Below are 13,276 nucleotides of genomic sequence, written 5' to 3'. Positions count from 1 at the left end.
TGAAGTAAAGAAGCTAAGGCTTCTTTTTTTTATAAATTTAAGGTATAATAGGAGTTATGGAAAACAAGAAAAATAAATTACTGCTTATTGATGGTTCTTCATTAGCATTCAGGGCTTTTTTCGCCCTCTATAATCAAGTAGATCGTTTTGTGGCTCCGAGTGGCTTACATACCAATGCGATATATGGCTTTCATCTTATGCTTAATAATTTGGTCGAAAGATTAGAACCTAATCATGTTCTGATTGCATTTGATGCAGGAAAAACAACCTTTAGAACGGAAATGTTTTCTGCTTACAAAGATGGGCGAGCACGTACACCAGATGAATTCCGCGAACAATTGCCTTTTATTAAGGAGCTGATTGAAAAGTTAGGCTATAATCATTATGAGCTTAAAAACTATGAAGCAGATGACATTATTGGTACTTTAGATAAAATGGCTGAACTCCCTGAAGCTGGCGATTATGATGTTACAATCGTAACTGGGGATAAGGATTTGATTCAGTTAGTGGACTCAAATACGACAGTCGAAATTTCGAAAAAAGGTGTGGCTGAGTTTGAAAGCTTTACACCGGCTTATTTATTGGAAAAAACGGGCTTAACGCCACAGCAGTTTATTGATCTTAAAGGTTTGATGGGTGATAGCTCGGATAATTATCCAGGTGTAACAAAAGTCGGCGAAAAGACGGCTATGAAGTTGCTTCAAGAGTGGGGATCTATTGATAATCTCTATGAGAATATTGATTCACTTAAGAAAAGTAAGATGAAGGAAAATCTTATTGCTGACCGTGAAATGGCCTTTTTATCTCGTACTCTTGCAACGATTGATACGAAATCTCCGATTGAAATTGATCTTGCTGATACTTTGATTAAGCCTGTGGATGCAGCAGAATTGATCAAGTTTTATGATGAGATGGGATTTGCGCAATTCAAAGCCAAACTTGAAACGGCAGAAGCAGATGAAGTTACGCTTAGTTTTGAAGTTGTGGAAGATGCAACAGATATTTTAGTGGACAAAGATGATTTCTTTTATATTGAAATTTTAAATGAGAATTACCACAAAGAAGACATCATTGGGTTTGCTTGGGGAAATGAAGAAAAAGTTTTTGTATCAAAGAATACAGAACTCCTAAAGAATTTCCCTTTTCCTAAAAATACATATGATTTTAAGAAAAATAAAGTTTTGCTTCATCGCTTAGGTATTGAACTACCGACAGCCAAGTACGACAGTATGTTAGCTAAATATCTTATTTCTACAACAGAAGATAATAAGGTTGAAACTATTGGTCGATTATTTGCTAACAAGTATATATCTACTGATGAAGAAGTTTACGGCAAAGGAGCAAAACGTCGTATTCCTGAAGATGAAATTCTTTTCAAACATTTGGCAGGTAAAATTCATGTCTTAGCTACAACGAAAGCGGTAATGATCCAAAATCTCGAGGAAAATGAACAATATCATCTTTTGACAGAAATGGAACTTCCCTTGGCCAACGTGTTAGCTAAAATGGAAATAGCAGGAATAGCTGCTGAAGTGAGTACCTTAGAAGAAATTGGTGCGGCAAATCAGAAGATGATTGCTGATTTAACTGAAAAAATTTATGAACTTGCAGGTGAGGAATTTAATATTAATTCGCCTAAGCAACTTGGAGTCATTCTTTTTGAAAAATTACAGTTGCCGCATGGTAAAAAAACAAAGACAGGCTATTCAACAGCAGCAGATATTTTAGAAAACTTGGCTCAAGACTATGAACTAGTAGCCAAAATACTCGAATATCGTCAAATATCAAAAATTCAATCCACTTACGTGCAAGGGTTGATTCCGCAAATAGCTGAAGATGGTCGTATCCATACACGATATGTTCAAGATTTAACGCAAACAGGTCGTCTCTCCTCGATTGATCCAAATCTGCAGAATATTCCAGTACGCCTAGAAGCTGGACGCTTGATTCGTAAAGCTTTTGTCGCAGCTGAAGATAATATTCTTTTGAGTTCCGACTATTCGCAAATTGAACTTCGGGTTTTGGCACATATGTCTAAAGATGAACATCTTATTGATGCTTTTAATCATGGTGCTGACATTCATAGCAGTACAGCAATGCGTGTTTTCAACATAGACAAGCCTGAAAATGTTACGCCTAACGATCGTCGCAATGCGAAAGCTGTCAATTTTGGTATCTCCTATGGAGAAACAGAATACGGACTTGCTAAACGCTTGAGTATTTCCAATAAGGAAGCAGCAGAGATGATCCAAGCTTACTTTGAACGTTATCCTGGAGTTGCCAATTATATAGCGGAAACAAAACGTGAAGCCAAGGATAAAGGCTATGTAAGCACGATGTTTAATCGCCGGCGTAAACTGCCAGAAATCAATAATCGCAACTTTATGGTGCGACAAGGTGCAGAACGTCAAGCAATTAATGCCCCGATTCAAGGGTCAGCCGGAGATATCTTGAAAATTGCCATGATTAATCTTGATGCAGCATTGTCAGAAGGCAAGTTTAAAGCCAAATTATTGCTACAAGTTCACGATGAGATTATTCTTGAAGTACCTAAGGAAGAACTTACGGCGGTTCAAAACTTGGTGAAACAAACTATGGAATCTGCAGTAGAGTTAAATGTTCCCTTACTTGCAGATGAAAATACGGGCGACAGCTGGTATGAAGCAAAATAAATTTTTAAAAATAGAAAAAAACACTCTCTAACAATAGAGAGTGTTTTTTAGTAGTTTTGACTGCTTACCGTACGAATTAACCAGATGAAGAAGGCAATAATCGCTAGTGTGAAAAGGAAATGAGTATTGAAGAAGAGAAAGAGTCCGCCCAGAAAAAGTTTTGCAAGGAAGATAAAAAGAAGCAATGGCAAGATGAACTTAACAAAGCCCTTGAGAAATAGATAAGTGCATAGAATAAAGAATAATAAGAATAGCATAGTCGTTAACCCTCTCGATTTATTTATATCTTTATTATAACATTCTAAAATCTAGGGACAATCAGTCTTTCGAATGAATTTTAAAACTCTCCTTTGTTGTTCGTAAAACTTATGTAGACGAACAGGTGAGGCAAATGTGAAGCTTCAGGAAATTAAAATAGGCAGAAAAATGATATAATAATATGTAACTAAAATTAAGCTATAATCAAAAAATGCTAGGATAAGCTCTCGGAAACGGGAGTTTTCCTGCTTTTTATTTGATTGATAGCGGATACAAGTGAAGGAGAAAAATGAAAAAAGAAAAGTTATGGACACCAAGTTTTATTATTAATATGCTACTCAATTTTATATATTATTTAGTATTTTATATTCCAACGATTGTTATTGGTACACATGCGATGGCAAAGTATAATGCTTCTGCGGGTACAGCCGGAATTTTGACAGGTCTTTTCATTGTAGGTAGCTTATTTGCACGTCTTTGGGCGGGGAACAACATTGCAAAATGGGGTGTTAAGAAAATGCTCTTTATGGGAACAAGCATTTATTTGCTCTTTGGTTTGGTATACTATCTTGTACCAAGTGTTGAGAGCTTGCTCGTTCTTCGTTTCCTACATGGTATTGGTTTTGGTATAGCAACAACAGCTTCAGGGACTTTAGCAGGAGCAACGGTTCCTTCTTCTCGGCGAGGGGAAGGTATCGGTTATTATGCTTTATCGGTAACGATGTCTTCAGCTATCGGTCCTTTCCTCTCCATGTTTCTTTATGGTAAATATGGTTTTACACTCTTAATTCATCTTTCAAATGTGCTCTTGCTACTTGCACTTATTGGTATCTTCTTTATTAAAGCGCCTCATACAACTGTAGCTAGTTCAGAAAGTATTAAGAAGAAATTTTCTTGGTCAAATTATTTTGAAAAGAAAGCTGTTTCTATTTCTGTAATAGGGATGCTGATAGGTATTGCTTATTCAAGTATTTTGGCATTTATGAATACTTATTCCTCAGAAATTGGGCTTGCAACAGCTGGATCCCTGTTCTTCCTTATTTATGCCTTAGCAATATTGGTTTCACGCCCTGTAACTGGTCGTATCTTTGATATCAAGGGTGATAATTATGTGATGTACCCTGTCTTTATCTTTTTTGCAATTGGCTTGGTACTGATCGGTTGGGCACAGTCTTCAATCATTCTACTGGTGGCAGCTATTTTTATTGGACTGGGTTATGGCTCATTTTCACCTTTTGGTCAAGCTATTGCAATACGTAGCTCAGGCGTTGATCGTTTAGGTGTAGCCACATCGACATTTTTTGGCTTTTTAGATATGGGTGTAGGTTTTGGTCCTTTCATCATGGGGCTTCTCGTTCCATTTTTAGGTTATCGTAATCTGTATTATGCATCAGCAATATTTATCATTTTAATCATTGTTATCTATTATTTCACCCATGGGAAAAAAGTAAAAAAAGAAGCTCAGTAAGAGCTTCTTTTTAATATGCAGTTTGATTCATGTTTCTCTTCGTATCGATTAAGTTTTGATAATAAGCGATAGTAGACATTTCGATATATGGGGTTGTCCAGAATTTAGCAAGACCTAAAGTAATACCTGAGAGGATATACCATAAGATGAAGCTCAACAAGAAGAGGAAATAATCCCCACGTGAGCCACGCATTACTTGAGCAGAGGCATTGAGCACGCCCCAAATACCAGTATAAGTCCCAGATTCTAATTGGTCAAAAAGAATGTAATCTTTTTGTGACCAACCTAGGCCAAGATAGATAGCAAAAGGGATACCAATAATCGTCACTGTTAAAAGACCAATGAGGAGTGCAGTCACTAAGTGAAGAACAAAGATTTTTGTCCAACTGCCGTCTTTAAAAGGAGTAAAGACATTTTTAAAGCGTGGATTTTCTCTTTCGCCACGGTATATTTTAATGTAGTTGAAACGCGCACCCACAGTGATAACATCTATAATGACCGAAATCATGAGGCCAATCAGCCCGCCGATAAGTATTCCTATGAGTATAGAAAGTAATAGTCCTGTTGTAATAGTATTGGCATCAAAATTATTGACTGTATCCATATTGGAATTATAATTTGATTGGTAAGTCATGTTTGTTGAGATAATTCCCCAGAAAATTGGAATTAAGAACAAACGTAATTTGGCACCAAAGTTTTCTCTCAGAGCATCCTTAGCTCTTTCTTTTAAATCTTTAAACTTCATAGTATCCTCCATTTCTTAGAATACCATAAAAGATGGGGCTTCACAACCAAAAACTTTTAGAGAAAGGAGGTTATAGACTGGCTGGGCAAAATCAAAGAAATTTGGTATACTTGTAGAAGTTTAAAGGAGTTTACATGACTGAACATGCAATAAAATACAGACTGATTAAAAAAGAAAAACATACAGGCGCGCGTCTCGGTGAAATTATAACGCCACATGGGACTTTTCCAACACCTATGTTCATGCCTGTAGGAACACAAGCCACGGTTAAGACACAATCCCCAGAAGAACTTAAAGAGATGGGTTCTGGGATTATTCTTGCCAACACCTATCATTTGTGGCTTCGACCAGGCGATGAGCTTGTTGCTCAAGCAGGCGGCTTGCACAAATTTATGAACTGGGATCAGCCTATTTTAACAGATAGTGGTGGCTTCCAAGTCTATTCTTTAGTACAAAACAAGAAAAATATCAGTGAAGAGGGAGTTAAGTTTAAAAGCCATCTCGACGGTCGCGAACTTTTCCTCAATCCAGAAAAAGCGACTTCTATCCAAAATAATTTAGGTTCTGATATCATGATGAGCTTTGATGAATGTCCACCTTTCTATCAACCTTATGATTACGTCAAAGCTTCTGTGGAACGTACATCCCGCTGGGCAGAGCGTGGCCTAAAAGCGCATCAACGCCCACATGATCAAGGACTTTTTGGTATTGTGCAAGGTGCTGGCTTTGAAGATTTACGCCGCCAATCTGCGCGTGATCTCGTCAGCATGGATTTCCCTGGTTATTCTATTGGTGGACTTGCTGTAGGTGAGTCTCACGCTGAGATGAATGCCGTACTTGACTTTACAACACCGCTTTTACCAGAAGATAAACCACGTTATTTGATGGGTGTTGGTGCACCTGATAGTTTGATTGACGGTGTCATTCGTGGTGTAGACATGTTTGACTGTGTACTACCCACACGTATTGCTCGTAATGGTACCGCAATGACAAGTTTCGGCCGTGTGAATATTAAAAATGCCAAATATGAGCTTGACTTCACACCTCTTGATCCAGAATGTGATTGCTATTGCTGCTCAAACTACACCCGTGCTTACTTGCGTCATTTATTCAAGGCTGACGAAACTTTTGGTCTGCGCCTTTTAAGCTACCATAATTTACATTTCTTGATTAACTTGATGACAAATGTTCGTCAAGCTATCATGGATGATAATCTTCTAGAATTCAGAGAAGATTTTTGTGAAAAATACGGCTATAATAAGCCAAATGCTAAGAACTTTTAAAAATAAAAAACAGAGAAAATTTACGTTTTCTCTGTTTTTGTTTAAATCCCTCATAAAAATATAATCCAACATCTAAAAATGGTAAAATAAGGGAAAGATTGTCACCATGATTAAGAGGAGGTTTCTCAGAATGTTAAATATTTTGCAGTATGATCCATACCTAGAACCATATAAGGAGGACTTATCCTACCGCTTATTTGAATTTTCAAGAACGAAGAAGAGATTGCTAGGAATGGAGGGGAAACTTACAGATTTTGCCAATGGTCATAAATATTTTGGCTTTCAACAAGAAAAAGAGTATTGGACTTTCCGTGAATGGGCGCCTCATGCTGAAAAAGCTTTTTTAGTAGGGGACTTTAACGATTGGACAGACAAACATGAACTAAAGGCAGCTTATGGTGGTGTATGGGAAATAGCTGTACCAGGAGATTTACCACTTGGTTCCAAGGTAAAGGTTAAACTTGTTATCAACGGAGCTGAAGTTTATAGAGTGCCTTCTTATGCGCTCTATGCTGTTCAAAATGAACATTTCGAACTGGACGGTGTGATTGTTGCCCCACAATATCAATTTCAGCATTCTTCGCCTCTCTTAGAAGAGGAAGCACCACTTATTTATGAAGCTCATATTGGAATTTCTAGTGAAGAGCATAAAATAAATACTTATCAAGAGTTTACACGGGATGTTTTACCTCGTATTAAGGCAGCGGGCTATAATACGATTCAGCTTATGGCTATTATGGAGCATCCTTTATATGCAAGCTTTGGTTATCAAGTTTCTAACTTTTTTGCAATATCAAGCCGTTTCGGAAAACCTGAAGATTTGATGGCTTTGATTGATACAGCACATGGGATGGGACTTCGTGTTTTATTGGATGTGGTCCATTCACATGCTGTAAAAAATGTTGGAGACGGTCTGAATCTTTTTGATGGAAGTAGTGATCAGTACTTTCATCAAGGCGCGCGTGGCGAACATGCAGCTTGGAACACAAAGTTGTTTAACTATGGTAAAGATGAAGTTATTCACTTTCTTTTATCTAACCTCAAGTTTTGGTTAGAGACTTATCATTTTGATGGTTTCCGCTTTGATGGGGTCACGAGTATGTTGTATCATCATCATGGACTAGGGACAAGCTTTGATAGTTATAAGAAGTATTTTTCAACAGAGACAGACATTGAAGCAGTTGTTTATCTTATGCTGGCTACTGAACTTGTCCATCAAGTGAATCCACAGGTAACACTGATTGCAGAAGATATGTCAGCCATGCCAGGAATGGCACTTCCTATCTCTGAGGGAGGGATTGGTTTTGACTATCGCCTTTCGATGGGGGTGCCGGATTATTGGATTAAGCAATTTAAAGAAAAATCTGATGAGGACCTTGATTTAATGCAACTTTGGTGGGAATTAACCACACGACGTCCCGGAGAAAAGAACATTGGCTATGTGGAAAGTCATGATCAGGCTTTGGTTGGAGATAAGACGCTCATGATGTGGCTGGCCAATGAAGCAATCTATGATGCGATGGATATCCACAGTGAATCAATGGTGGTTGATCGCGCCGTTGCCTTGCATAAAATAGTACGCTTGATTACCTTTAGTTTAGCCGGAGAAGGCTACCTCAACTTTATGGGAAATGAATTTGGTCATCCAGAGTGGTTGGATTTTCCAAGAGAAGGCAATCATGATAGTTTTCAACATGCTCGTCGTCAATGGTCTCTCGCAGCAAAGGAGCATTTGCGTTACCAATACCTGCTCAAGTTCGATCATGACATGATTGCTTTAGAAAAAAACTATCACTTTTTGAAACAAAGTGATAGCTTGCAACAATACTGGATAAAAAATGAGAATAAGCTTTTAGCTTATCGTAAGGGAAATTTGCTGTTCGTTCTTAATTTCCATCCGACCATGGAACAACGACTCCAGCTCGATGTGCCTAATCCTCCGACATTTCTTCTCGATACAGATGATCGAAAATATGGAGGATTTGGTCCTCGATCAAGCTTTTCTTATCAAAAAGAAACGGGAAAACTTAAACTTTCATTAGCTGCACGCACAGCGATGGTCTTTCAATTGTAAAAGTTAGAGCGAGCATTGTCTCGCTTTTTTTGTCTATCTGCTTTTCATCAAGAATTTTAGAAATGAAAATTGTATAATAGAAGAATGACTAAAATCGAATTAAAAGCTGGTGAACGTATAGATCAAATCGCGGCATCGAATGTCCAGATTATTCAAAGTCGAGAGGTTTTTTCCTTTTCGATTGATGCTATTCTCCTTGCAAGATTTCCACGCCTTCCAAAAAAAGGAAAAATTGTGGATATGTGTGCGGGAAATGGAGCAGTGGGCCTTTTTGCCAGCTCAATGACTAATGCACATATTACAGAAATTGAATTGCAAGAACGTCTAGCAGAAATGGCACAGCGCTCCATTAAACTAAATGGCTTACAAGAACAAATGACTGTTATCAATGATAACTTGAACAAGTCTTTAGACTATATCAATACCTCAACAGTTGATTTAATTTTTTGTAACCCACCATATTTTAAGCTGGATGAAGCGAGCCATATTAATAATAATCACCATTACACACTTGCACGCCATGAGTTAGCGACAAATCTTGATGAAATTTTTGAAACCAGCAAGCGTCTTTTAAAAACAAATGGTCATTTGGCTCTGGTCCATCGTCCCGATCGTTTTTTTGAGATTATAGATAAAATGAGGGCTCATAATCTGATTCCCAAACGCATTCAGTTTGTTTACCCAAAAGCCAATCAAGCAGCAAATATACTACTGATTGATGCGATTAAAGATGGGAAAGCAGGGGGAGAAGTTTTTCTTCCGCCTTTGATTGTACACGGAGAGGATGGCGCTTATACAGAAGAAATTCGCAAAATCTATTATGGTAAAGCATAAACGTTTTAAGATTGATTATGCCAGAGATTATCTGGTATTTTTTATAAGAAAAAATGTAAAATTTTACAAAAATACGATTTTTACGAGAAAATATTTTCAAAAAATCTATTCTTATGTTATAGTAGGTATCTATTAAATTTTGGGAGAATTTTATTTAATGAATAAACGAATTTTAACACTTGGTGCACTTGCACTTGCCTCCGTAACTATTCTAGCTGGCTGTCGTGGACGTAATAGTGAATCAGCGGGTGCTGCAACAGACTTAAAGGTAGCACTTGTTCCAAGTACAGGTGGGGTAGATGACCGTTCATTTAATCAATCCGCTTGGGAAGGCCTACAAGAGTGGGGCAAGGAAAACGGTTTGTCACAATCAAAAGGTATCAACTACTTTAACGCAAGTGCTGTTTCTGAATATACAACCAACTTTAACTCCGCTGTTTCGGCAGGTTATGGTTTAGTATTCGGTGTTGGATTCGACCTCCAAGAAGCAACATCGCAGGCAGCAAAAAATAATCGTGATACAAAATTTACAATTATTGATTCAGTGATAAAAGATCAAGACAATGTTGCCTCAGCAACTTTCGCAGATCAAGAAGCAGCTTATCTTGCAGGTGTAGCTGCAGCAAAAACCACCAAAACAGATAAAGTTGGTTTTGTAGGCGGGATGCAATCGGATATTATCACTGCATTTGAAAAAGGTTTCACCGCTGGGGTAAAATCAATTAACCCTGATATAAAAATTGAAGTACAGTACGCGGGTACTTTTACTGATGCAGCCAAAGGCAAAACAATAGCTGCAGCAATGTATGGTTCAGGTAATGATGTTATTTATCAAGCAGCAGGTGGTTCTGGTGCCGGTGTCTTTTCTGAAGCTAAAGCTCTTAATGCTACAAAAAATGAAGCAGATAAAGTGTGGGTTATTGGAGTAGACCAAGATCAAGAGTATCTTGGAAATTATAAATCTAAAGACGGAAAAGATTCGAACTTTGTCTTGGCTTCATCTGTTAAAGAAGTTGGTGTTGCTGTAAAAGATATTGCGAACAAAACCAAGGATGGTAAATTTCCTGGCGGACAAGTTCTTAACTACAACCTAAAAAATGGAGGGGTTAGCCTTGCCAAAGACAACTTGTCAGATAAAACTTGGAAAGAAGTTGAAGTAGCAAAACAAAATATTATTGATGGTAAAGTTACAGTACCGGAAAAATAAAAAAAACCATCAAAGATGGTTTTTTTGTTTAATAAATCATATCGTAAAGTTCAATCGCTACAAGGTCGATATCATCAAAGATAGCAACATCTTTTTGTTTTGGATATTTGATAGAAAAGGCAGTTTCTTCTGGCACGAAGCTTACAGTTGCAATAACTTCACCTTCGCGCTCAAAGTTGTAAGTTTCTTTTGGATCAGCCGTTTCAATCAAACGATTCAAACGATCCATGATTGCCATCAAATGTGATTTCATTATTTCCTCCAATGCTTATTTTAAGGGACCTTTTAATTGTCCCACAAGCCTTATTTCATATTTTCTTTATCTATTTTAACATAATTCTGTAGATTTTTAGCGAGTTTAGTTGCTTTTTTTGTTAAATATTGCGCCCTAATTTTTTCTCTACGAATAGAACGTTTCATTTGTCTTGACCATTTTTGAGTAACCACATCAAATTCTTCTAAAAAATGCTCAGAATTTTTACGTGCTTGATATTCAACAATGGTGTCTTGATAGAAGTTATAGACTTGTTGTGCGAAGTTTTCTGCAGAAATTTCGTACAATTTTTTAGCAAATTTTTCTTGATCAAGTGTTTGACTTTCTTGTACCGCTGCGACGACCGTATCAACGATTTCTTCATCAGAAGCAAAGAGTCGGCCAAACTCCTTATCATCAATAAGCTCTGTGAGATATGGGTTTACGGTTGCTAAAACACGTGTGCCGGCAGCTAGTGCTTCAAGATAAGTTAAACCTTGCGTTTCAGAAGTTGAGGCTGAAATGAAGAAGTCTGCGGCTTTATAGTAGTAAGCCGTTTTGGTATTTTCTACAGCCCCTGTAAAGACAACGTATTCTTCCATCCCTAGCTCAGCCACTTGATCTTGGAGATTCTTCATATATGGACCATCTCCGACAATGACCAATTTTACAGCAATTTGTTCAACCAACTGTGGCATGGCTGCCACAACTGCTTGAATGTTTTTCTCCGCCGCAATTCGTGAGAGGCTAAGAAGCATTGTTTCATCATCTTTAAGTCCTAAGCTATGACGTAGATCTTGAATCTCCTCGTGAGTAATTTCATCTCGTTTGAAACGAGACAAATCAATCCCTGTAGGAATAATTCGTTTAGGTAAGTCGATACCGTAGCCATTGACAGTATCTAAGACCATTTGGCTGGGGCAAATTATAGCCTCACTACCTCGAAGGAAGTTTTTGATGATATACTTCACCATACTAGGGCGTATCAAGTGGCCCTTAGCAATATAATGGACGTAATCCTCATATTTTGTATGTAAAGTATGGATGACAGGAATTTGAAGCTGTTGTGCGACCATTTTTCCTAAGAGTCCCATACCAAACTCTGTTTGTGTGTGGATAATATCAAGCTGGTAAGTTTGTGCAATCTGATAAGCAGCAAAAACTCCCTTGATTACAATCTTACGTTCAGCAAGTGATACAAATGGCACACTTTGGAAACGTATGATATTTTCAGGTTCATGATCGACATCAGCGTGTGGATCTGTTGTAGTAAAGATAAAAACCTGATGTCCGAGTTTTTCTAACTCAATAGTTAAGCTTTGAATACTTGTAGCCACACCACTAATTTGTGGGAAGTAGCTGTCTGTAAAAATTCCGATTCTCATAGTCTTTCTCTTTTATAACTCCAAAGTTTGGCGATAAGCAGCAGCGAGTTCAGCAGCGACATGTTCAATGGCGCGTGTTTGTGCAACTTGATAGCCTTTTTCTGTTTTATCAATTGTGCCGTTCAGTACTTTTTCGAGCTCAGCTACAAAACCATCAACATCTGTGGCTAAACTAGCTGATGTGGTATCGAGCCATCCTTTATAAACTGGTATATCGCGTACCACAACATCTTGATGACTGGCCAGTGCTTCTAAAACTACAATACCTTCGGTTTCCTCACGTGAAGGAAAGAAGAAGGCATCAGCAGCAGTCATTGCTCCTTCATAGATATCTCCTTTGATATAGCCGGGGAAGCGTACATTATCAGGATGGTTCTTTTTAACGATTCGACGTACCCATCCAGGGATGGTCCAAAGGTTTTGATAGCCGAACCAGATGAACTGAACATTTGGCATTTTTTCGGCAACTTTAATGAAATCGTCAATGCCCTTCCGTTTGAAATAAAGTCCGGCACAAATGACCACTTTTTGTTCGTCTTTAATCTTAAAATATTGACGGAAAGCTTCCTCTTTCTCAGGTTTAGCTTGATATTTGTTCAAATCAATCCCATTGGAGATGGGCAAGATAGGACAAGTCAAGCCGTACCCACGTAAAAGTCCAGCTGAATAGTCTGTAGGCGTGATCACCAAATCAGCTTTACGATAAAAACGCATCAAATAGCGTTTAAACAGAGGTGCAATTAAGTTAGAACCGAGAAATGAATCTCGGAAATCTTCCTCTGTAGAGTGTCCATGGAAGATAACTTTTTTTCCAGCTTTTTTGGCTTTTTTGAGCATCCGCCAACTTTGAGGCCCATAAGTATTGAGATGGAGAATGTCATAGTCCTCATTGGGATTTTGGGTCCACTCTACTTGCATTAAATCTAATGCTCTTTGTTGATGTTTCATTGCACGACCAATTCCTGAGCGGCTCAAAATTTGTTCGGCTTCTAAATAAAGTAATATTTTCATGCTTATCACTATTTTACCATAATTCTATTAACAAAAAATAAATATTTATTATAATTCCTTATCAAAAAATCCCCTGTTTCAAGGGA

The 13,276-nt window shown here is 37.8% G+C and carries 10 protein-coding genes; 6 read left to right on the top strand and 4 right to left on the bottom strand.

What is annotated here, in order from left to right; all coding sequences use genetic code 11:
* The first annotated feature begins 56 nt into the window (after window positions 1-56).
* Together polA and LACDD01_RS10970 are read left to right on the top strand one after the other, a co-directional pair.
* Complete coding sequence (gene polA / locus LACDD01_RS10975; protein WP_061415261.1) at window positions 57-2,672, top strand: DNA polymerase I; 2,616 nt, start codon at window positions 57-59, stop codon at window positions 2,670-2,672.
* 547 nt (window positions 2,673-3,219) lie between these two features.
* A complete protein-coding gene (locus LACDD01_RS10970; RefSeq protein ID WP_061415259.1) occupies window positions 3,220-4,398 on the top strand; it encodes an MFS transporter in 1,179 nt (392 codons plus the stop codon).
* Window positions 4,399-4,408: 10 nt separating this feature from the next.
* On the opposite strand, the gene LACDD01_RS10965 is transcribed toward LACDD01_RS10970, so the two are convergent.
* A complete protein-coding gene (locus LACDD01_RS10965; protein ID WP_019292988.1) occupies window positions 4,409-5,143 on the bottom strand; it encodes a DUF975 family protein in 735 nt (244 codons plus the stop codon).
* Window positions 5,144-5,277: 134 nt separating this feature from the next.
* On the opposite strand from LACDD01_RS10965, the gene tgt reads away from it, so the two are divergent.
* The 4 genes from tgt (at window position 5,278) to LACDD01_RS10945 (ending at window position 10,541) form a co-directional block, all read left to right on the top strand.
* Window positions 5,278-6,426 carry a tRNA guanosine(34) transglycosylase Tgt gene (gene tgt / locus LACDD01_RS10960; RefSeq protein ID WP_061415252.1) on the top strand — a complete coding sequence of 383 codons (1,149 nt, stop codon included), beginning with the start codon at window positions 5,278-5,280 and terminating at the stop codon, window positions 6,424-6,426.
* A gap of 106 nt (window positions 6,427-6,532) precedes the next feature.
* Complete coding sequence (locus tag LACDD01_RS10955; RefSeq protein WP_061415250.1) at window positions 6,533-8,500, top strand: alpha-amylase family glycosyl hydrolase; 1,968 nt, start codon at window positions 6,533-6,535, stop codon at window positions 8,498-8,500.
* A gap of 84 nt (window positions 8,501-8,584) precedes the next feature.
* On the top strand, window positions 8,585-9,334 hold the full coding sequence (locus tag LACDD01_RS10950) for a tRNA1(Val) (adenine(37)-N6)-methyltransferase (protein WP_019291572.1): 750 nt from the start codon (window positions 8,585-8,587) through the stop codon (window positions 9,332-9,334).
* A 157-nt stretch (window positions 9,335-9,491) separates the two neighbouring features.
* Window positions 9,492-10,541: a BMP family lipoprotein gene (locus LACDD01_RS10945; protein ID WP_061415248.1), complete on the top strand. Its 1,050-nt coding sequence runs from the start codon at window positions 9,492-9,494 to the stop codon at window positions 10,539-10,541.
* Window positions 10,542-10,569: 28 nt separating this feature from the next.
* Here LACDD01_RS10945 and LACDD01_RS10940 read toward each other — a convergent pair whose 3' ends face one another.
* From LACDD01_RS10940 to LACDD01_RS10930, 3 genes are read right to left on the bottom strand one after another with little or no spacing between them, the layout of a single operon-like run.
* Window positions 10,570-10,794 carry a DUF1797 family protein gene (locus tag LACDD01_RS10940; RefSeq protein WP_003133519.1) on the bottom strand — a complete coding sequence of 75 codons (225 nt, stop codon included), beginning with the start codon at window positions 10,792-10,794 and terminating at the stop codon, window positions 10,570-10,572.
* A 50-nt stretch (window positions 10,795-10,844) separates the two neighbouring features.
* Window positions 10,845-12,179, bottom strand: coding sequence for a glycosyltransferase family 4 protein (locus LACDD01_RS10935; RefSeq protein ID WP_061415247.1), 1,335 nt, complete (start codon window positions 12,177-12,179; stop codon window positions 10,845-10,847).
* Between the two features lie 12 nt (window positions 12,180-12,191).
* Complete coding sequence (locus tag LACDD01_RS10930) at window positions 12,192-13,190, bottom strand: LTA glycolipid anchor biosynthesis glycosyltransferase, IagA/BgsA family (protein ID WP_061415244.1); 999 nt, start codon at window positions 13,188-13,190, stop codon at window positions 12,192-12,194.
* Window positions 13,191-13,276: the final 86 nt, after the last annotated feature.

Origin of the sequence: Lactococcus sp. DD01, assembly GCF_001578715.1 — a bacterium.
GTDB lineage: Bacteria > Bacillota > Bacilli > Lactobacillales > Streptococcaceae > Lactococcus > Lactococcus petauri.
This window is presented reverse-complemented; position numbering and strand designations above follow the sequence as displayed.

Coding starts and splice junctions, on each gene's coding strand:
- LACDD01_RS10955 (WP_061415250.1), top strand. CDS start 6,533: ATGATTAAGAGGAGGTTTCTCAGAATGTTAAATATTTTGCAGTATGAT.
- LACDD01_RS10930 (WP_061415244.1), bottom strand. CDS start 13,190: ATGAAAATATTACTTTATTTAGAAGCCGAACAAATTTTGAGCCGCTCA.
- LACDD01_RS10950 (WP_019291572.1), top strand. CDS start 8,585: ATGACTAAAATCGAATTAAAAGCTGGTGAACGTATAGATCAAATCGCG.
- LACDD01_RS10935 (WP_061415247.1), bottom strand. CDS start 12,179: ATGAGAATCGGAATTTTTACAGACAGCTACTTCCCACAAATTAGTGGT.
- polA (WP_061415261.1), top strand. CDS start 57: ATGGAAAACAAGAAAAATAAATTACTGCTTATTGATGGTTCTTCATTA.
- LACDD01_RS10945 (WP_061415248.1), top strand. CDS start 9,492: ATGAATAAACGAATTTTAACACTTGGTGCACTTGCACTTGCCTCCGTA.
- LACDD01_RS10940 (WP_003133519.1), bottom strand. CDS start 10,794: ATGAAATCACATTTGATGGCAATCATGGATCGTTTGAATCGTTTGATT.
- tgt (WP_061415252.1), top strand. CDS start 5,278: ATGACTGAACATGCAATAAAATACAGACTGATTAAAAAAGAAAAACAT.
- LACDD01_RS10965 (WP_019292988.1), bottom strand. CDS start 5,143: ATGAAGTTTAAAGATTTAAAAGAAAGAGCTAAGGATGCTCTGAGAGAA.
- LACDD01_RS10970 (WP_061415259.1), top strand. CDS start 3,220: ATGAAAAAAGAAAAGTTATGGACACCAAGTTTTATTATTAATATGCTA.